The sequence below is a fragment of the Bacillus thermotolerans genome (genome assembly GCF_000812025.2).
Lineage (GTDB): Bacteria > Bacillota > Bacilli > Bacillales > Domibacillaceae > Quasibacillus > Quasibacillus thermotolerans.
This window is the reverse complement of record NZ_JWJE02000065.1, coordinates 1-18,566: the sequence shown is the minus strand read 5'-3', so window position 1 is coordinate 18,566 and position 18,566 is coordinate 1. Positions and strand designations below refer to the sequence as shown.

Sequence of the window (18,566 nt, the reverse complement as noted above, 5' to 3'; positions counted from 1 at the left end):
TGACTCCAGCAGCTTACCGGAGTCATCTCATCGCTGCGTAGAAAGCAGCATCTCTTTTTATTAAACTGTCTACTTTATAGGGCGCAATTCAATGATCTCGCCCCCTTCTTTTATTTTCCTATCAATGTTTTTGGTAAATTGGCATAAAACGTGTTACTCCACCACTTTAAACGGAACGGCCAGTGTCGTCTCCCCTTCTGTATCTGAGGAGAAGGATTCTACTACTCTGTATTCCCCCTCACCCAATTTGTATCTCAAGTATCCTAAAGGCACCCTATTTTGGAATGTGCCTCCTGGCTCTATGCTGTACATCGTATCCGGGAAGGCGATGCCCCAATAACGGATAGGCACCCACTCATCCCCCACTTTCTTTTCGAGTGTGAGGCTGCTGTTAAGGTCGTAGGTCCCTTCGCTCGTATTTGTCATTTCTACGGTTACCTTTTCGTCTGTCGCCTTGAATACATCCTTTTCTAAAGACATGGTCAATCCGTTACCCGAGGAAGGCAGTTCTCCGTAGCGGGATGTGTCCGAGGGATGAAATTTAATTTCAAGCTGGTGGAGGTTATACAGCATTATCGCAAACTCCCCTCTCGTTAAAGGGTCGTGCACCCCAAACCTCGTCTCTGTTTTGCCTCGGGCAATCCCTGCCTGGTACAGGATGTGGACAGGCTTTTCGTATCTTCCTGTCGCATCTGTGAAAGGGAATTTGCCGGACACACGAGGAACACCTGCTATAGAGGCGGCAGCCCTTGCTAGAATAATAGCCGCCTCTCCCCTCGTGATCGTAGAGAAAGAATCTAGTTTAGTCGGGGTTTTCCCCGCAATCAGCCTTGCTTCATATAGAGAAGAAATCATGTTCATCGCACGCGCCGGCACATCTGTAAATGGCGCTTGGTTCGCACCAGCGTAATAAGCATCTGCTCTTGCATAATTCCCTAACAGCATCATCGCATCGACCCGTGTTAAATTTTCAGCCACGCCAAATTTCGTCCTCGTCAGCCCATTGGACATTTTATATGTATAGAGAAACTCCACGCTATCTGAATACCTCGAATCCTCCGATACATCCGTAAACGGCAAAGGCTTTGCTGTTTCATACAATGGCGGCAGATCAATTTCTTTCGCGTGGCCGGATGCCGGGGATGCGCTCGAAAGAAGCATTCCCCCTGCTACAGCAGCGGCAAGTACACGTTTCATCTTTTTCATATTCGTTCTCCCCTTGTCCTTTTTATAAGTATGTATATTTCGTTCTATATGTTTCATTGTACCAATTTTTTCAAATTTAGGAATCTATTAATCTGTTTTCGGACGGATAAGTAGAACATTTTTCCATCACCATAGGAGGCAAGAACTTAAACCTGCTCCTGGTCATACACTAGCGGGGAGAGGCCATTAAAAAAAAGGGGAGAACACATGGATCCATATCATCAGCCAACACTTGCTTGGCATGAAACATTGGAGCTTCATGAGCTCGTTGCTTTCCAATCCATCGGGTTAATGAAGACAAAAATGGGATTGAAGGAGATTCAGGATCAGAGCTTAAAGAACATTTATATGAGAACGATCCAGGAGCTGGAGATGAACTTAAAAGAACTTTTGCAATTTTATCCATATGCTCCTCATCCCGGTCCGTCTAATGAATACCGCGTGGCTGACAGCTTCCTGGCCGGGGACCTCCTGAGCTTTGCCAAAGCAGCCGTCAGAAACTATGGGGTAGCGATCACCGAGACAGCAACACCTGCTTTGCGGCAAATATTAAAAAAGCAGCTGAATCAGGCGATTGATTCTCATGAACGAATTTACCGCTACATGTACAAAAACGGCCTATATCCTTCGTATGATTTAAATAAACTGCTTCAGCATGATATCGTACTGGCGAAAAATGCCCTATCCATGTAAGAAAGACTCTGGTTCTGCCTTTGGCGCTGATCCATACAAAAAAACTGATCGACCTGCGATCAGTTTTTTCTTTTCTAGCTCATGATTTCTTCGCAAGAAATACCCCTTCTGGATCGACGACTTGATAAAGGATATCCAGCTCCTCATAGGTAGGGGGAACTGTCTCCCCTCGGCACCGGGAAAAGTCAAGGGGGAAACCTGCATTCTCTTGCAGCATGTCCTTTGCTACTCCCGGGTGAATCGTGTCGACATACATCCTCCCGCTTTCTTCATCAAAGCGATACACGGCCATATTCGTAATCACCGCGGTGGGCCCGCCTGCAAACTTTTGGCCGTAGGCCCTGCGGCGGTGCACCCATTCTCCTGAAGGCCAGTGACGGACACGCCAGCCGGGAGAAGTAATATAGTCCACCTGTTCCTTGAAGCGGCGTTTTTCCTGCAGCATGATAAACACTGTCCTCTTCGATAAAGAGTTAATATCCGAGTTTCCGCCGCTGCCGGGAAAGCGCACATCCGGGTGCAAATAATCGCCTATAACGGTGGTATTTACATTTCCGTACTGATCAATTTCTGCACCGCCTAAGAAGGCTAAATCGATTCTCCCCCTTTGCAGCTGGTCAAAAACATCCAATAATCCTGAAGCGATCGAACATCCCGTTACGCAGCGCGGATCACCCACGGAGGAAGGCAGTGAGCGGCTTTGTGATTCAATCGTCCCTGCCTCGTAAATAACCTTGCAGCTCGTGCCGCTCACTTGCGCTAGCATGATCGCCAGCATAGGAAGGCCCGTACCCGCGAAGACGACCTCCTCCTCACGTACCTCACGGGCAGCTGCCACAGCCAATAAATCAGCAGATGTATATTCATCAAGAGCGGCATAGCCCTCTCTTTGCATCAATGCCTTTTCCATCACTTGACCCCCCTCTTTACTCGAGTGCTGTACTTATGATAACCATTTGCCTTCAAAGACATAAGATGAGAGACAGTCAGCTTGTCCAAAAATTCCTCGTGGCTTTCGACCCCGTATACCCACTCACCGAACCAAGCCTCAAGGCTTGCCTCATTTTTGGAAGCGGATGCAAATTCACGAAGAAAAGCGCCATCTACGTCATAGTAGCCGTACACCCCAGTAGGATAAGCCCCCCATGGCACCTCCACTACCGCATCGACTAAGTAGCTTGGCAGCAAATTACGGTCCGGTTCCTCCCGCAAATAAGATTCCGGGACAATTTCTTCCGCTATCACAATGACCTTATCCGCCGCCTTGGCAGCCTGTGCATCGGAGAACGTCTGCCCCATGACACGAACCGTCCCTTCTTCCCCTGCCTGCTGAGCATGAATGATACATACGTCCGGTCTGGCTGCAGGCACAAGAATCATTTCTCCCTCTCCGTAGAATGGATCTGAGACAAACGCATACTTCTGGCGAGGAATACGCGGGTTCTGTCCATCCCGGAGACCGGCCTTGCCTAGCATGTCATATTCAGGATTCAAAATATCCGTTCCCCGTGACGCCCAGGTAGGCATATAGGGAATGCCTGCAGCGCCAGCCTGCATCCGATACAGAATATGCTGATGACTGTAATCCTCCGCCGTAATGTCGCCCGATTTCATCTTCCGGTCTAAACAATAAGGAACCTTGCCGTACAGCTCATGTCCAATCCAGCACGATTCCCAGATCGAGACCGCTCCTGCCCCAATCAGCATCTCGGAATGAGAGCCTGAATTGACCTCAATTAAATGAAGGTTGTTCTTCCCCTGCCGAATCATCTCAAAGATCACCGCCATGGGCCGCCGCCAAATGGTAAAGCCGCTGAAGGTGAGTGTGCTTCCGTTTGAAATCATTTGCACGGCTTCCTTCAAAGAACACTGCTTGTCCTGCATATTTTTCCGCTCCTTTCTCTTACTTAAGCTCATTGATTTATAATGAACTGCCCACCGGCCTGTTCGGTGTTTTCTTATCTTTCTCACCCAAAATATATTTAGAGATGACGACTCTTTGAATCTCATTTGTTCCTTCATAGATTTGCGTGATCTTAGCGTCACGGAAAAGTCTCTCGACAGGATACTCTTTCGTATAGCCATATCCGCCATATACCTGAACCGCTTCTGTCGCTGCTCTCATCGCTGTGTCCGTTGCGAACCGCTTCGCCATGGAAGCTTCTTTGCCGCATTTCACTCCGCGGGTGCGAAGTTCAGCTGCCCGATAGACGAGAAGCCGGGCCGCTTCTACATCCGTCGCCATATCTGCAATTTTGAACGAAATCCCTTGATTCGCTGCGAGCGCCTTTTCAAATTGAACCCTTTCCTGAGCATATTGAATCGAGCATGCGAGAGCCGCCTCGGCAATCCCGAGAGCTTGGGCCGCTATGCCAATCCGGCCTGCATCCAGGTTGGCCATGGCAATTTTAAAGCCTTCCCCTTCCTGACCAAGCAGATTCTCCTCCGGGACCTCCGCATGTTCAAAAATTAACTCCGTTGTATTAGAGCCATGCAAGCCCATTTTCTTTTCCTTTTTACCTATGGAGAAGCCAGGTGTATCTTTCTCCACGATAAAGGCAGAGATCCCTCTAGAACCAGCGTCAGGGTCGGTGACCGCAAATGTTATGTAAGTATCTGCGGCGCCTCCATTCGTAATAAACACCTTCGACCCATTTAAGATATATTTCTCTCCCCTTTTCACTGCGCTTGTACGTATCTTCCCTGCGTCTGACCCTGCATTTGGCTCTGTAAGGGCGAAAGCGCCAATATACTCTCCAGAAGCGAGCTTCGGTATATACTTTCTCTTTTGCTCCTCCGTCCCAAAATAGAGAATCGGATTGGTGCCAACGGAGGTATGAACGGATAAGATCACACCGACCGTGGCACTGACCTTCGCAAGCTCATGAATGGCCAGTATGTAAGAGGTAAAGTCAGCACCTGCTCCCCCGTACTCTGTCGGAATGGGGATGCCCATCAAGCCGTAATCACCCATCTTCCGGATAATCTGCAATGGGTATTCATCTGTTTCCTCCATCGTTTCAATAAATGGCGCAATCTCATGTTCAGCAAAATCCCGCACCATTTTTCTCATCATGTCTTGTTCATCTGTAAAATTTAAACTCATGATTCTTCCTCCTGCCTGTTCCTTGACTCGTATTTATCTTTTCGTCGTCAAAAATACTAGCCAGCTGTTCAAGGCTGAAAGCAGGTGTCCAGCTGACTAGAGAATAGGGGGTGCCAAATAGAGACTACAGTCTCAGACTGCAGTCTGTAGTTTTATTTTAATGCCCGCTTATTCAATCGTCAATATTTTTTGATAATTCTTTAAATTTTAAAAATAAATGTCTTTCTTCTCTTGAAAGCTTCTTTTCTTGAATTCATCATTTGGTGTATTTGTGCTAAAATGACTTATTAATAGCACCTCTTACATGGATGAAGGAGATTATCGGATGCCAGAGCTAACTCCCCGAAAAATAAAAGCAAAACAAACGAGGAAGAAAATTTTAGAGGCTGCCTTGTCGCTTTTCAGCGAGAAGTCATTTGATGAAACGACCGTCGATGAAATCGTGAAGCTCAGCGGCACGTCAAAAGGCGCCTTTTATACCCACTTTAAATCAAAGTATGAAATCTTCCTGGAGAAATTTAAGGAGATTGACGCATTCTACTTGGAATTCACTCACACACTTCCAAAAGAAGCCAGCGCCAGCGAGAAGCTGCTGCACTTCTCCGAATCTCAAATGGTATTTCTAAGAGACTCCTGGGGGAAAGGCTTGTTTCGGACGCTATACACCAATGCCTCACCTAGCCATAACTACTTCTTAGACAAAGACCGAGTACTTTTTAAAATTGTTAAAGAGTTTGTCCATGAAGGACAGGAAGCAGGAGAATTTAAAAGGGAGCTGTCTGATGAGGAAATTACCGCGATCATCACAAGATGTATGCGCGGCACCTTATATGACTGGTGCATGAGCGGTGATGAATTTGACCTCTTAATGGAGATTCAGAAGGTCATGCGTGCCTTGCTGGAAGGATTAAAGAAGTAGAAAGCGGCAAAATATGTTGTGAAGGGATTCACAAAAACAAATAAAGCTGGGGCAGAAGGAAGCGCTTATAAACGCCCCCTTCTGCCCCTTCGTCTTTTTTATGAACTTGGCTGCTCGACGCCTAGCCAGTCCTTTAATATTTCTTCAGAATGCTCACCCAGCTCGGCTATGTAGGAAGCATCGGTTGCCTTTCGTCCTGGAACCGCGTTTACTGCATGAAATCTCTTCTCTTTAAAGGTCACTTCCCGTAAAGCTTTCCGTTCCTTGGCTAACGGGTGGACAAGAGCTTCTGTCTGCGTTAATACAGGTGTTAAACAAGCATCCACCTTTTCCGCCAGCCGAGACCAGTAAGAAAAATCATGCTGGCTAAACAGCTCCTGCACTTCCTTATAGACAGGGTTCCCGGGTGACGCAGGCGACCGGTGATAAGGAATCCAGGCCTCTTGTCCAATCGCTCGGCAGAAATTCACCCAGAACTTCTCTTCAAGCGCTCCTAAAGCCATAAAACGTCCATCCTTCGTTTCATACACCTGATAGCTGATGACCTTCCGCAGCTCCTCTCCAAGAGAAGTGCCCCTGCCCTCTGCCTGGGACATCATGTTATTAACACCTTGCCAGGAAAGCAGCGCGTCGACGAGAGAGATGTCCAAATAGGCGCCCTCCCCTGTTTTCAAGCGATGAATGTATGCAGCCAGAATGGCTTCTGCGGCAGCCATTCCCCCTGCAAGGTCTGCGGCCGTCATATCCGGTACGCTGAGCGTTCCTCCGTGTCCAGCCAGTCCATGAAGCATGCCGCTTACCGCCATATAATTAAGGTCATGGCCTCCCATTTGCTTCATTGCTCCTCGTTGGCCGTATCCGCTCAAGGAACAATAAATAATTTCTGGATTCAGCTCTTTCGCCTTTTGATAGCCGATGCCGATCCGGTCAGCAATCCCTGGGCGATAGCTCTCAATCACGACATCCGCCTTTTCCAGCAGCTGGTGAATGACAGGGAGATCCTTCCCCGTCTTTATATCCACAAGCAAGCTCTTTTTCCCGTGATTGCACGCCAGATGAACCGCACCCGTCTCTTCAAGATACGGTTCCATTTTGCGAGCAGGATCACCGAGCGGCGCGGTCTCTACCTTTACCACTTCTGCCCCCCATTCAGCGAGGCGCAGGCTGGCATAAGGGCCGGGCAAATACCGTGAGAAATCTAATACCTTCAGTCCTTTAAGCACGTTATCAGCTCCTTTGCTGGCTGTCACTCCTGCTCTCTCACTGCCGCCATTTAGCAGGCTCGATACAGAACGAAGTCATACATAAAAAGAGGCCTTGTCTGTTAAATATACATTTTCTTCTCTTTCTCACGCTGCCTTAGCTCCAAACGCCGAATTTTTCCTGATGTTGTTTTAGGGAGCTCTGAAACAAATTCAATCTCTCTCGGGTACTTATAAGGCGCTGTGATCGTCTTTACATGATCCTGAAGCTCCTTCGCTAATTCGTTGCTGCCCGCTGATGGATCCTTTAAAACGACGAAGGCCTTCACGATGGCACCTCGAATTTCGTCCGGGCTCGCTACGACCGCACATTCCCGCACGGATGGGTGTTTTGTCAAAGCATCTTCCACCTCGAATGGCCCGATGGTGTAGCCGGAGCTAATAATGATATCGTCAGAACGCCCTTCAAACCAAAAGTATCCATCCTCATCCATTTGAGCCTGGTCCCCTGTTAAATACCAATCTCCGCGGAATGCTTTTGCCGTACGTTCAGGGTCATTCAAATATCCCTTGAACAAAGCTGGAGCATCCCGGTGCACAGCAATATCTCCAACCTTTCCAGCTGGAAGCGGGTTTCCATTCTCATCAATAATGGCTACGCGGTTTCCTGGAGAAGGTTTTCCCATGGATCCCGGCTTGACCTCCATTCCCATCAGCGTTCCTACTAATATCGTATTCTCCGTCTGTCCATACCCATCCCGCACCTGCACATTGAAGCAGCGCTTGAACGTATCGATCACCTGCCGGTTCAGCGGCTCTCCAGCGCTGACTGTACTGCGCAGATGGGGCAGCTTGTACTGATCCAGGTTATCCTGCTTCGCCATTAAACGATATTCTGTCGGAGTGCAGCATAACACGTTTACTTGATGCTTCTCGAGCAGGCTTAAATACTTCTGGGCGTCGAATTTCCCGTGATACACAAGGCCGGTTGCTCCGCTTCCCAGTGTAGAAATAAATGGACTCCAGTTCCATTTCGCCCAGCCCGGTCCTGCAGTGGCCCAGACAATGTCCGTTTCTCTAATATCCATCCAAAGCTTTGCCGCAACGGCCTGATGGGCAAAAGCCCAGCTGTGGTGATGGATGACTCCCTTTGGATTTCCAGTCGTGCCGGACGTATAATTGAGGAAAGCCAAATCATCTGAACGGGTTTTCACTATTTCACACTGATCAGACTGATTCTCCACTAGCTGCTGGTAGCTGAGCCACCCATCTACTTCCTTTCCGACAGCAATAAAGTGCTGCAGGCTCTCCGCTTCTGTCCGTATCTTGTCAAACTGCTCCGTCAATTGGTGATAGCAAATGACCGCCTTCGCCTGCGAATGGACCGCACGATAAAGCAAGTCCTTTGCCACCAGCATTTCTGATCCTGGAGAAATGACTAAGCCCAGCTTCAAAGCGGCTAAATACGCATAATAGGCTTCCGGGATTCTTGGAAGTGTAATGATCACCCTGTCTCCCTTTTCTAAGCCCAGCGCCTTTAAAGCATTCGCGAATTTATTTGATTCCTGACGCAGGCCTAGATACGTAACCTCCCGGGTATTCCCCGCCTCGTTCTCCCATATTAAAGCTAATTTGCCGGGCTGATCGGCATGCCTGTCAATGTCCTGAGCCATGTTATAAAACTCAGGTGCTACTAAATTTTCCGTCATACTGCATTCCTCCTTTAATTCTTTCACACTAAAAGAAAACGCTTACATTCATATAAACGCTTTCGCTTAACGCCGCTAGTCTTTGATCCTGAATAAAGCGAATGAAATTCTTAGAGGATGTTATTCGCAATCTCTTTTTACGGAAAGATGACCTAGTAGTTAGAGACTGCAGTCTGTATTTGTATTTTAATCAATTCATTTTTGTGAGTCAATCCATTTATCTAATTTTTATAAATATTTAGATAAATAAAACATTTTCTCCCCGGCTTCCTGTCATACTTGGAATCTATTTTTAATTATTTAAGATTTTCAGTAAAGATTGAAAAAACAAAAAGTTATGTAATAATGAAAAGGTAACTAACTTCATCACAGATTTAGTAGAAAACAACATTGTTCATATGGGGGAGATCATCTTGAGTGAGAAAAAAACGGCTATTATCGTCGGCGGCGGAATCGGAGGGCTTATTTCCGCTCTTAAACTTCACCGCGTTGGCGTGTCAGTGCGTGTATTTGAAAGTGTAGAAACCATTAAAGCGCTAGGCGTAGGGATTAATCTTCTGCCACACGCTGTCCGTGTGCTGACAGAACTGGGCTTAGCGGAAAAGCTTAAACAAACTGGGCTGCCTACAGCTGAGTTAAACTACTACAATAAATTTGGGCAAAAGATCTGGCATGAGCCGAGAGGACTGGATGCTGGCTATAAATGGCCGCAGTATTCTATTCACCGCGGGCGTTTGCATATGCTTCTTCTTGACGCAGTCAAGGAACAGATCGGTGAAGATGCCATCTTTACAGGTCACCATTTCGATTCTTTTCAAGTATCTGATAATGAGATTGAAGCTCTCTTTAAAAATAAAAAGACCGGAGAACACGCTGGTACATACCGGGCGGACTTTCTTATAGCCGCAGACGGAATTCATTCAGCTGTCCGCAAATTCTTCTATCCGAATGAAGGGCTACCTAAATTCAGCGGACGGATCTTGTGGCGGGGCATCACCGAATCCCCCCCGTTCCTGACAGGCAGATCGATGATTATGTCAGGCTACCAGGATCAGAAATTTGTCGCCTACCCCGTGTGCCCTGACGCAGCAGCAAAGGGACGTTCCTTAGTTAACTGGATTGCGGAGCTGGCTGTTCCAGGAGGCGTACCTCCTCGCAGCGACTGGAACCGGCAAGTGGATAAGGAAACCTTTGCTCCGGCTTTCTCCGAATGGGATTTTGGCTGGCTGAATGTACCTAAACTCATTGAAGAAACAGACACCGTCTTTGAATTTCCAATGGTGGACCGTGACCCGCTTCCGCAGTGGACATTCGGAAGAGTGACCTTGCTTGGCGATGCCGCTCACCCAATGTACCCTATCGGCTCGAATGGTGCTTCACAGGCCATATTGGATGCGGATGCCCTAGGTGAAGCGTTTATCGAGCAGCCAAGCGTAGAGGCAACCTTAACTGCTTATGAGGAAGCGCGCAGAGGCCCGACAGCTTCCATTGTACTAAGCAACCGTCAAAACGGACCGGAAAGTGTGATGCAAATCGTAGAGGAGCGGGCACCAAACGGCTTTGACAACTTGCACGATGTCATTTCCCAGCAGGAATTAGAGGATATCGCCAATAAATATAAAAAGGTAGCCGGCTTTGACCGCCAAACATTGAACAGCAAGATTGGAGCGGAAGCCGAGTGATTGAGCATATTGTGTTAATCAAGTTTTCCAATGAACCGACTAAGGCACAAGTAGATGAGCTAATCGAGAGAACATTACGTTTGAAAAAGGCCATTCCAGGAATCATCGATATTCAGCAAGGACGCAACTTTTCCAGCCGAAGCAAGGGCTATGAAGTCGGGCTAACCGTTCGCTTTACCGATCGGGCCGCGTTAGCAAATTATGACCCTCACCCTGAACACCAAAAAATCGTTTCCTATTTAAGAGAAATAGGACTTGCCGATTTAATCGTCGTTGATTTCGAAATACATTGAGCACCGTGTCATTTTGCTGCTGATCAAATGAAGAACTCCCCAGCCCTGTTAGATGAGGGCTGGGGAGTTTTTAAGCTTTCTTCTATGTGCCAGGGTGTTCGTTAGAGTTTCTTCGTTTAATCTTCCTGAATGTCCTTACGGTTTTTCTTAAACAGCTTTGAAAGGATTTCGTATACGATCGGCACAATCAGCAACGTTAACAAAGTAGAGCTTGTTAAGCCGCCAATGACTGTAATGCCTAGTCCTTTTGAAATTAAGCCGCTGCCTTCAGAGCCTATCGCTAACGGGATCAGCGCACCAATCGTGGCAATAGCGGTCATGAGAATAGGTCGAAGACGCGTCGCCCCTGCTTCTAGAATCGCTTCGCGCATAGATAATCCGTCACGCTCCATATGAATGATCCGGTCCACCAGCACAATCGCATTCGTGACCACGATCCCAATCAGCATGAGAAGGCCCATCATAACGGAGACAGAAATCGTCTCATCTGCGATCCATAGCCCGACAAGCGCGCCAATGACAGCAAATGGCAGGGAGAACAGAATCGCAAACGGTGCGAGCCCTTCGCCAAATGTAACGACTAGAATAAAATACACAATCGCAATGGCAGCCAGCATAGCCACTCCCAGTTGTGTAAAGGTCTCTTCCATATCTGCTGTTACACCGGATACGCCCAGCTCTACACCTTTCGGCAGATCCAGCTTGTCTAATTCCTCATCCACTTCAGCAGAGGCCTTGGTAATGTCATCGTCAAGAATCGTACCTGTTACAGAGGCATAATACTTTCCTTCACTGCGGTCGAGCGTATTGGATACAGAGCTTTCCTCTACCTCAACAAGATTAGACAGCTTCATAGGGACACCTGTCGCCGTTGGTACCTCTTGTGCCAGCAGGTCATCCATCGATGCTGGTGTGTCTGCCTCCTTCTGTACAATCACCTCTAAGTCCTCGCCGTCTTTCTGGACCGTTGTCAGCACGTTCTTCTCTACAGTTGGATTTAACATGGCGACAATCTGTCCAGTCGTTAAGCCATACTGCAGCAAGGTCTCCTGATCGGTGTGAAGAACAAATTCATCATAGCTTTCCTCTAAGCTCGATGACACGTCCTTCAAATGCTTGCTTTCAGCCATCACGCCTTCTACATCAGCAATGGCTTGCTGCAGATCTTCTAAATCCTCACTGTACAAAGTATAGCTCAGCTCATTGCTCGATATGGAGCCTGACGAAAAGTTCTGGCTTTGCCAAGTACCTGACTGTTCAATTGTATCAATGTAATCTTCTATTTCTGTTCGTGCTTCAGGGAAGCCCTCCATGTCTGGATCGAAAATAAGGTACATCAACGCTCCGTTCGACCCGCCGCCCATCATTGCAGCTGCCGGATCAGAGCTGTCTGTTACAGAAACCTGCACGGTATCTATATCGCCGCGTTCAAGCATCTTCTCTTCGACTACACCAATATTTTTGAGTGTGGTGTCCTCAAGCTCACCTGGCTCAGGCGTATAAGTCAAATACATAACCTTTTCTTCTTCACTTCCTAAGAAGCTGAAGCCAATTAGCGGTGTTAGCATTAAGCTGCCCGCCAACAGCAGCACCGCTGCTAAAGAGGTGATGATTTTATGGTTAAGTGACCAGTTCAACACACGTTTATAGTAGCTTGCTAGTTTTCCTTGCTCTTTATGACGGCTTTCCTCTTTCGGACTGTACAGCTTCTTCTTAAACAGCGTATGCGATAAAGCTGGAACAATCGTAATCGCCACAAGCAAGGAGGCGCCTAACGCAAAGGTCATCGTTAAAGCAAACGGCATGAACAATTCGCCGACCATTCCGCCAACAAAGATGAGCGGCGCGAATACGGCAACTGTTACTAGCGTGGAGGATAGGATCGGCTTGAACATTTCAATCGTCGCTGCACGAATTAATGCTCTGCCGTGAAGCTTTTCCTCCTTCAGATGCAGCCGCCGGTAAATGTTCTCAACGACGACGATCGAATCATCAATGACCCGCCCAATGGCTACAGTGACGGCGCCGAGCGTCATAATATTTAACGTAATACCCATCCAATTTAACAAGAGAAAGGCAATGAAAATTGAAACAGGAATGGAGATAATAGAGATGATGGTTGATTTAAAGTCTCGAAGGAACAGCAAAATGATCAATACCGCGATGGCACCGCCAAATACTGCTTTACTTACCATCGTTCCAACGGATTCCTCAATAGGAGCACCTTGGTCAAGGGTAGTGTCAACCACTAACCCGTCAATGTTTTCCTCATGTTCGGCCATGAGCTCTTTTACTTCATTAACGACGGTGACGGTATTGGCATCCTGCGCTTTCACGATTTGGATCGCGATGGCCTCTTCACCGTTTGTCCGTGAAACAGACTCAACTTTACCGACTACTTCAACCGCCGCAATATCCCCAAGCTTCACAAATGGCGATGGATTCTGAGCAGACGGAGTAACCGGGATCAGCATTTCTTTCAGCTCATCAGCTGTCATAAATTTGCCGTCCACCGAAACGGCCTGCTCCGCCTCTTGGAACTCGAATAAGCCAAGTGAGACATTCATGTCACTCGCCTGGATCATTTCAGAGACATCAGACTCTGTAATGCCGAGCTGAGCCATTTTGGCTTCATCATACGTTAACTCAACTTCCTCAACATGCTGCCCTGTCACCGTGACCGAGGCCACTCCTTCAATCCCTTCCAGATCAGGAATAAGCACATCTTCTACCGTTGAAGTCAATTCTATGATGTCTTCTTCGGAACTGCTTACACTAAGCGCTAAAACCGGCATCATATTCATGCTGATCCGTGAAATCGTCGGCTCCTGTGTATTATCCGGCAAAGTCACTGCTTCCAGCACATCTTGTACTTCGCGCTTCGCATCGTCCATATTCTTCTCATAATCATATTCCACCTGGATATTGGACAGACTGGAATAAGAGTTAGAATAGACCGCTTTAACACCTTCTAAGCTTTCAAGCGATTTCTCAAGCGGTATGGAGACATCTTCCATGACTTGCTCCGGTGTCGCTCCCGGGTACGGGGTCATCACCGTTAAAAATGGAATCGACACATCGGGAATCGTTTCCATCTTCATTCTTGTGGCCGAATAAAGCCCTGAGATAACGACGATAATGGTCAGCAGCCAGACGGCCAATTTGTTTTTCAATACGAAATTAATAATTGAATTCACCCTTCACCTTCCCTTTCTTGACTCTTCCCCAACAATTATTTATAGTAATGACTAACCAGTCAGTTGTCAACGAGGAGCGGAGGTAAAAAGGTGACAAAAAAACAACTTATTATAGACAAAGCAATTGAATTATTTGCAGAGAAAGGGATTGAAGCGACTTCTATACAGCAAATCACCGAGCAGTGCGGCATTTCCAAAGGAGCTTTCTACTTGTCATTCAGCTCGAAAGATGAGCTTGTGCTTTCAATTATTGATCATTTCATGAGGCTTATCACAGCCGATATTGACCAAGTGGTCAGACAAGAGAAAGATCCCCAGATCAAACTGTATGAATTTTACTTAACGACCTTCCAGCTATTTGAGAAATATGCGAAATTCGCAAAGGTGCTCTTCAGGGAGCAGCTGCAATCTATCCATGATGCGTTCATTGAGAAAATTAATTACTATGATAATCTGACGAATCAAGCAACCCTTCGTTTGCTCGATGAGCTATACGGCGAACGCATAGAGGATACGAAATATGATGTGCTCGTCGTTATGAAAGGCTTCATCCACATCTACTCCCAGCTGCTTTTTGCAGGCAAGCTGCCCTTTAATTTACAGCTGCTGTCCGAAACACTTGTGGAAAAGACCAATATTATCGCCGAACAAACGAAGCTGCCCTTCTTGACAGAAGAAATCGTACAATTAGTTCGAAACCCCGCTCCTGAGGAACTCTCCACTTCTCATATTATTGAAGAAATCGAGAGGTTAACCAGCCAGGTAGAGGATCCTATTGAGATTGAATCCCTCTCTATTTTAAAGGAGCAGTTGCAGGGCGAACGCATCAGCCAGGCGATTCTATTAGGGCTGCTTCATAACTTGGCAAACAATGAGCAATGTAAGTGGCTCGTTTACTTGGTCAAACAAAAATATACACCCTGACTGTTGAAAAGGCTCTAACATTTTCTTCATGTTAGAGCCCCTGTTTTATCTAATTCAAATACCCGCATTCGCTTATTGAATATTAATTACAATTTTTCCTTTTGCATGGTGGCTTTCGCTCAATGCATGTGCCTCTCTCATTCCTTCAACAGTCAATGGGAACCTATACCCAATAATAGGCTTTACGTGGCCCTGTTCTAAAAGGTCAGCTATTTGAGCCAGTTGCCCTCCATTAGGAACGAGCCAAATATTTTTTGACTGAATGCGCTTGTGCTCAGCTTTCCGCTGGTCTGGTTCAGCAACGATTGAAGCCAGCCTTCCACCTTCCTTCAGGACAGTAAAGCTTTTTTCCTCGATTTCCCCGCCTAATGAATCCAGTACGAAATCCATGTCCTGCAGCACCGTTTCAAAGTCCTGCTGCTTATAATCGATGACTTCATCTGCACCAAGAGATTTTAGGAATTCTACATTATGAGTGCCAGCTGTCGTTGCCACATAGGCTCCCGCATGCTTGGCCAGTTGAATAGCAAAGCTTCCAACGCCGCCGGCTCCGGCATGGACGAGCACACGATCGCCTTCCTTCACTTGACCAAAGTCAAATAAGCACTGCCAAGCAGTTAATCCGGCAAGGGGCACACAAGCAGCCTCCTCGAAGCTGATAGAATCCGGAATTCTAGCAAGCAGGTGGGCGTCTATAGCTGTGTATTCTGCGTATGTTCCTCTGTTGGTTGTATCAGGACGGGCAAACACCCGGTCACCCGGTTTGAAACCTTCGACGTTTTCCCCTGCTTCTTCTACTATACCTGCCGCATCCCAGCCTAATATGATCGGAAATTCAAACGGCAGCATGTCTTTCAAATAGCCCTCCCTAAGCTTCCAGTCAATCGGATTGACAGACGTGGCATGAAGCTTAACAATCACCTCGTCTTTTGCTGCACGTGGCTTTTGCATGTCAGCCTCCTTCAACTGCTCTTTCCCTCCATATTGATCAATAATAATGGCCTTCACTGTTTTTCCTCCTTAAGCTGTCATTTATGCTGAAAGTCCGCACGGAAGAATGCTTTCCTTTCGTTTCCTTTCATTCCTTCTCCTATAAGCTATTAAACCTTCACAGACCCGCACTCTATAATGACCTCTATTTCCCATCTTTACCACACAAGCTATAGATGTGGTTATCTCCCCACATATTACCGCTATTATTCCCTTCTTGCTCCTTTATAATAGGTGAGAAGGAGGAAAGGGAATGATATGGTTTTTACTCACTTTTCTGCTTGTAATTATTATGTCTGTTTTTCTACGAAAAGCACATAAAAATACGCAGAAAGTAGCCTTAAATAAAGTAGATCTAACAGCCGGCAGCTTTCATCATCCCGCTGGTCCGCTTTTAAATGTTCTGCACCTTTCAGATATGCATATCGAAAAACTCTCGATCGCACCTGAACAGCTTTATAAAAAACTGGCAGATGAAAAGATTGACCTTATTGCTCTTACGGGTGACTATCTAGATAAAAGACGAAACATCCCTAAGCTGATTTCATATTTGAAAGTGTTGAACCGATTAGATGTACCGTATGGCATGTATGCGGTGTTCGGGAATCGCGACTATTCATTAAAGAGAAAACACTTTCACACGCTAAAAGAAGTATTAGAAAAATATGGGTGCCAAACTCTTCAAAACCAGCATGTGACCATTCACGTTAGAGGAAGACAGGTCAATATTATCGGGGTAGATGATTTCCATACGGAAAGAAGCAACCTGAAAGCGGCCTTCGCTAATCTGAAAGCTGGATATCGGTTAGTGTTAACTCATGACCCTAACGTTGTTCTTCACATGGAGAAATATGAATTTGATTACCTGCTATCAGGCCATTTTCATGGCGGACAAATCTGCTGGCCTAAGCCTTATCACTTGGCTGCGCTCGGACGCCGGATGCTGAAAATGAATATGATTAAGGGGCTTCATTATTATAAGAAGAGACCTTTCTATATAAGTGAAGGATTGGGACAAACCTCCGTCAATATAAGAGTGGGCAGCCGGCCTGAAATGGCGCTTCATCAATTAAGCTTAAATAAACGAACAAAAGAAAAGACTCAAACGGCCATGTAACCGTAAAAGTCTTTTCTTTTTTATTTATTCTTATCGATGACGACTGACTGTTAAGCTTGAATAAAAAAGAAGGCTGCCTCCGCACAGCCTTGTACATATTAAGACGTTCGCTTATTTAATGATTTACTGTGATAGACACTTTGAGAGGACCGAGATGTGACCGGCCACAGCCCTGCATCTAGAGACAACCAGCGACTCCCATTTAAAACGAGATATATCGCCATGGCTAATAGGACAATGTTAAATTCATACCCACCAATAAAGCCTTCCGGCAGCTTCACAAATACAATAGCTCCAACCATCACACAAGCAAGCAAACCGGCAAAAAGCCGCGTAGCTATACCCAGCAACAACGCCGCTCCACCAACTAATTCAATACTTGCGATAAGATAACCTGCAAAACTCGGCAAACCCATGTCCGGAAAACCAGCCGCAAAGTCGGCAAGTCCGTTTCTGTACTTATCAACACCATAGACAAGAAAAGTAAAGCCTAATACGAGCCTCAATAACAACGTCCCAGCTTCCTGAGTGTTCATCATTGCTATATCCCCCTCTCGTTCTCTTTTACAAAGAGCCGTGTTTCGTTCATACCTTGACCACGACCTGTTCCATGCCGCAGGTTTCATAAGGGTATTGGCCCCGCCTTCGCCACATACCATGATAACCACTCGTGTTATCCAACCTATTTTTGATTGTATCAGCTAATTATTATTGTACAGTTTCATTATTATTAAAAATTGTAAATGTTTATGAAGAAGATATTTGATCTATCTAGTGATCTACGCAAAAAAAGAGTCTAATTTCTTCGTTTCATCACGAACGAGAAATTAGACTCTTTTGTCAGGCTTGCAGCCTACAGGAAAGTCTCCGGTAACCCCTTTCCTGAATAAAAACTCCGCAGGCAAGATTCGAACTTGCGACCGATCGGTTAACAGCCGATTGCTCTACCACTGAGCTACTGCGGAATAAAATGGGCCTGAATGGACTTGAACCATCGACCTCACGCTTATCAGGCGTGCGCTCTAACCAGCTGAGCTACAGGCCCATTATTATTAATGGAGCGGGTGATGGGAATCGAACCCACGACATCAGCTTGGAAGGCTGAGGTTTTACCATTAAACTACACCCGCAAGAGTAAATAAGTGAAGCGGAGGAAGAGGGATTTGAACCCCCGCGCGGGATGACCCGCCTGTCGGTTTTCGAAACCGATCCCTTCAGCCAGACTTGGGTATTCCTCCATAAAAAAATGGAGCCTAGCGGGATCGAACCGCTGACCTCCTGCGTGCAAAGCAGGCGCTCTCCCAGCTGAGCTAAGGCCCCATGATCTCATATAGTATATACCTTTTTAGCTGATCGGGAAGACAGGATTCGAACCTTCGACCCCTTGGTCCCAAACCAAGTGCTCTACCAAGCTGAGCTACTTCCCGTAAAATCTGGCGCGCCCGAGAGGAGTCGAACCCCTAACCTTTTGATCCGTAGTCAAACGCTCTATCCAATTGAGCTACGGGCGCAATCCGTAAGCACTGGA

The 18,566-nt window shown here is 46.7% G+C and carries 15 protein-coding genes and 7 tRNA genes; 6 read left to right on the top strand and 16 right to left on the bottom strand.

Features of this window, described 5'->3' with window-relative positions; genetic code table 11:
- Positions 1-153: 153 nt before the first annotated feature.
- The gene (locus tag QY97_RS17125; protein ID WP_039236282.1) at positions 154-1,206 is read right to left on the bottom strand and encodes an S-layer homology domain-containing protein; all 1,053 of its coding nucleotides are present in this window, start codon (positions 1,204-1,206) and stop codon (positions 154-156) included.
- A gap of 207 nt (positions 1,207-1,413) precedes the next feature.
- Here QY97_RS17125 and QY97_RS17120 point away from each other — a divergent pair, with 207 nt between their 5' ends.
- On the top strand, positions 1,414-1,899 hold the full coding sequence (locus QY97_RS17120; RefSeq protein ID WP_039236278.1) for a spore coat protein: 486 nt from the start codon (positions 1,414-1,416) through the stop codon (positions 1,897-1,899).
- A 79-nt stretch (positions 1,900-1,978) separates the two neighbouring features.
- On the opposite strand, the gene QY97_RS17115 is transcribed toward QY97_RS17120, so the two are convergent.
- Genes QY97_RS17115 through QY97_RS17105 form a run of 3 tightly spaced genes read right to left on the bottom strand, consistent with a single transcriptional unit; the run spans position 1,979 to position 5,005 of the window.
- Complete coding sequence (locus QY97_RS17115) at positions 1,979-2,809, bottom strand: CoA-transferase subunit beta (protein WP_198402950.1); 831 nt, start codon at positions 2,807-2,809, stop codon at positions 1,979-1,981.
- Positions 2,809-3,783, bottom strand: coding sequence for a CoA transferase subunit A (locus tag QY97_RS17110; protein WP_039236276.1), 975 nt, complete (start codon positions 3,781-3,783; stop codon positions 2,809-2,811). Before QY97_RS17110 ends, QY97_RS17115 begins: the two co-directional genes overlap by 1 nt.
- Before the next feature lie 37 nt (positions 3,784-3,820).
- Positions 3,821-5,005: an acyl-CoA dehydrogenase gene (locus QY97_RS17105; protein ID WP_046128550.1), complete on the bottom strand. Its 1,185-nt coding sequence runs from the start codon at positions 5,003-5,005 to the stop codon at positions 3,821-3,823.
- 325 nt (positions 5,006-5,330) lie between these two features.
- On the opposite strand from QY97_RS17105, the gene QY97_RS17100 reads away from it, so the two are divergent.
- Positions 5,331-5,924 (top strand): TetR/AcrR family transcriptional regulator, encoded by a 594-nt coding sequence (locus QY97_RS17100; RefSeq protein WP_039236273.1) that lies wholly within the window; start codon positions 5,331-5,333, stop codon positions 5,922-5,924.
- Between the two features lie 98 nt (positions 5,925-6,022).
- Here the strand turns inward: QY97_RS17100 and QY97_RS17095 are convergent, their stop codons facing one another.
- Positions 6,023-7,174: a CaiB/BaiF CoA transferase family protein gene (locus QY97_RS17095; protein WP_157761916.1), complete on the bottom strand. Its 1,152-nt coding sequence runs from the start codon at positions 7,172-7,174 to the stop codon at positions 6,023-6,025.
- A 74-nt stretch (positions 7,175-7,248) separates the two neighbouring features.
- Entirely contained in the window at positions 7,249-8,835 is a 1,587-nt protein-coding gene (gene mbcS, locus QY97_RS17090; RefSeq protein ID WP_039236270.1) for an acyl-CoA synthetase MbcS, read from the bottom strand.
- A gap of 413 nt (positions 8,836-9,248) precedes the next feature.
- Here mbcS and QY97_RS17085 point away from each other — a divergent pair, with 413 nt between their 5' ends.
- Together QY97_RS17085 and QY97_RS17080 are read left to right on the top strand one after the other, a co-directional pair.
- Positions 9,249-10,517, top strand: a complete 1,269-nt coding sequence (locus QY97_RS17085) for a flavin-dependent oxidoreductase (protein WP_198402949.1) — start codon at positions 9,249-9,251, stop codon at positions 10,515-10,517.
- Positions 10,514-10,810 carry a Dabb family protein gene (locus tag QY97_RS17080; protein ID WP_039236265.1) on the top strand — a complete coding sequence of 99 codons (297 nt, stop codon included), beginning with the start codon at positions 10,514-10,516 and terminating at the stop codon, positions 10,808-10,810. The genes QY97_RS17085 and QY97_RS17080 overlap by 4 nt, the downstream gene beginning before the upstream one ends.
- A 116-nt stretch (positions 10,811-10,926) precedes the next feature.
- On the opposite strand, the gene QY97_RS17075 is transcribed toward QY97_RS17080, so the two are convergent.
- Positions 10,927-14,007: an efflux RND transporter permease subunit gene (locus tag QY97_RS17075; protein WP_039236264.1), complete on the bottom strand. Its 3,081-nt coding sequence runs from the start codon at positions 14,005-14,007 to the stop codon at positions 10,927-10,929.
- 90 nt (positions 14,008-14,097) lie between these two features.
- On the opposite strand from QY97_RS17075, the gene QY97_RS17070 reads away from it, so the two are divergent.
- Positions 14,098-14,931, top strand: coding sequence for a TetR/AcrR family transcriptional regulator (locus QY97_RS17070; protein ID WP_039236262.1), 834 nt, complete (start codon positions 14,098-14,100; stop codon positions 14,929-14,931).
- A gap of 72 nt (positions 14,932-15,003) precedes the next feature.
- Here the strand turns inward: QY97_RS17070 and QY97_RS17065 are convergent, their stop codons facing one another.
- On the bottom strand, positions 15,004-15,939 hold the full coding sequence (locus QY97_RS17065) for an NADP-dependent oxidoreductase (RefSeq protein ID WP_039236260.1): 936 nt from the start codon (positions 15,937-15,939) through the stop codon (positions 15,004-15,006).
- A gap of 235 nt (positions 15,940-16,174) precedes the next feature.
- On the opposite strand from QY97_RS17065, the gene QY97_RS17060 reads away from it, so the two are divergent.
- Positions 16,175-17,038, top strand: coding sequence for a metallophosphoesterase (locus tag QY97_RS17060; protein WP_039236259.1), 864 nt, complete (start codon positions 16,175-16,177; stop codon positions 17,036-17,038).
- A 98-nt stretch (positions 17,039-17,136) separates the two neighbouring features.
- Here the strand turns inward: QY97_RS17060 and QY97_RS17055 are convergent, their stop codons facing one another.
- From QY97_RS17055 to QY97_RS17020, 8 genes are all read right to left on the bottom strand, one after another.
- Entirely contained in the window at positions 17,137-17,577 is a 441-nt protein-coding gene (locus QY97_RS17055) for a DoxX family protein (protein WP_039236257.1), read from the bottom strand.
- Positions 17,578-17,931: 354 nt separating this feature from the next.
- Positions 17,932-18,003: transfer RNA gene (locus tag QY97_RS17050), tRNA-Asn, on the bottom strand.
- Between the two features lie 6 nt (positions 18,004-18,009).
- A tRNA-Ile gene (locus tag QY97_RS17045) sits at positions 18,010-18,083 on the bottom strand.
- An 11-nt stretch (positions 18,084-18,094) separates the two neighbouring features.
- Positions 18,095-18,168: transfer RNA gene (locus QY97_RS17040), tRNA-Gly, on the bottom strand.
- An 18-nt stretch (positions 18,169-18,186) separates the two neighbouring features.
- Positions 18,187-18,276: transfer RNA gene (locus tag QY97_RS17035), tRNA-Ser, on the bottom strand.
- A 9-nt stretch (positions 18,277-18,285) separates the two neighbouring features.
- Positions 18,286-18,358, bottom strand: a tRNA-Ala gene (locus QY97_RS17030).
- Positions 18,359-18,391: 33 nt separating this feature from the next.
- Positions 18,392-18,465: transfer RNA gene (locus QY97_RS17025), tRNA-Pro, on the bottom strand.
- A 7-nt stretch (positions 18,466-18,472) separates the two neighbouring features.
- Positions 18,473-18,549, bottom strand: a tRNA-Arg gene (locus QY97_RS17020).
- Positions 18,550-18,566 lie beyond the last annotated feature (17 nt).

What these genes read in the sequence shown, in the direction of transcription:
- QY97_RS17115 (WP_198402950.1), bottom strand. Translation starts at nt 2,809, where the DNA reads ATGGAAAAGGCATTGATGCAAAGAGAGGGCTATGCCGCTCTTGATGAA.
- QY97_RS17110 (WP_039236276.1), bottom strand. Translation starts at nt 3,783, where the DNA reads ATGCAGGACAAGCAGTGTTCTTTGAAGGAAGCCGTGCAAATGATTTCA.
- QY97_RS17060 (WP_039236259.1), top strand. Translation starts at nt 16,175, where the DNA reads ATGATATGGTTTTTACTCACTTTTCTGCTTGTAATTATTATGTCTGTT.
- QY97_RS17120 (WP_039236278.1), top strand. Translation starts at nt 1,414, where the DNA reads ATGGATCCATATCATCAGCCAACACTTGCTTGGCATGAAACATTGGAG.
- QY97_RS17105 (WP_046128550.1), bottom strand. Translation starts at nt 5,005, where the DNA reads ATGAGTTTAAATTTTACAGATGAACAAGACATGATGAGAAAAATGGTG.
- QY97_RS17125 (WP_039236282.1), bottom strand. Translation starts at nt 1,206, where the DNA reads ATGAAAAAGATGAAACGTGTACTTGCCGCTGCTGTAGCAGGGGGAATG.
- mbcS (WP_039236270.1), bottom strand. Translation starts at nt 8,835, where the DNA reads ATGACGGAAAATTTAGTAGCACCTGAGTTTTATAACATGGCTCAGGAC.
- QY97_RS17055 (WP_039236257.1), bottom strand. Translation starts at nt 17,577, where the DNA reads ATGATGAACACTCAGGAAGCTGGGACGTTGTTATTGAGGCTCGTATTA.
- QY97_RS17100 (WP_039236273.1), top strand. Translation starts at nt 5,331, where the DNA reads ATGCCAGAGCTAACTCCCCGAAAAATAAAAGCAAAACAAACGAGGAAG.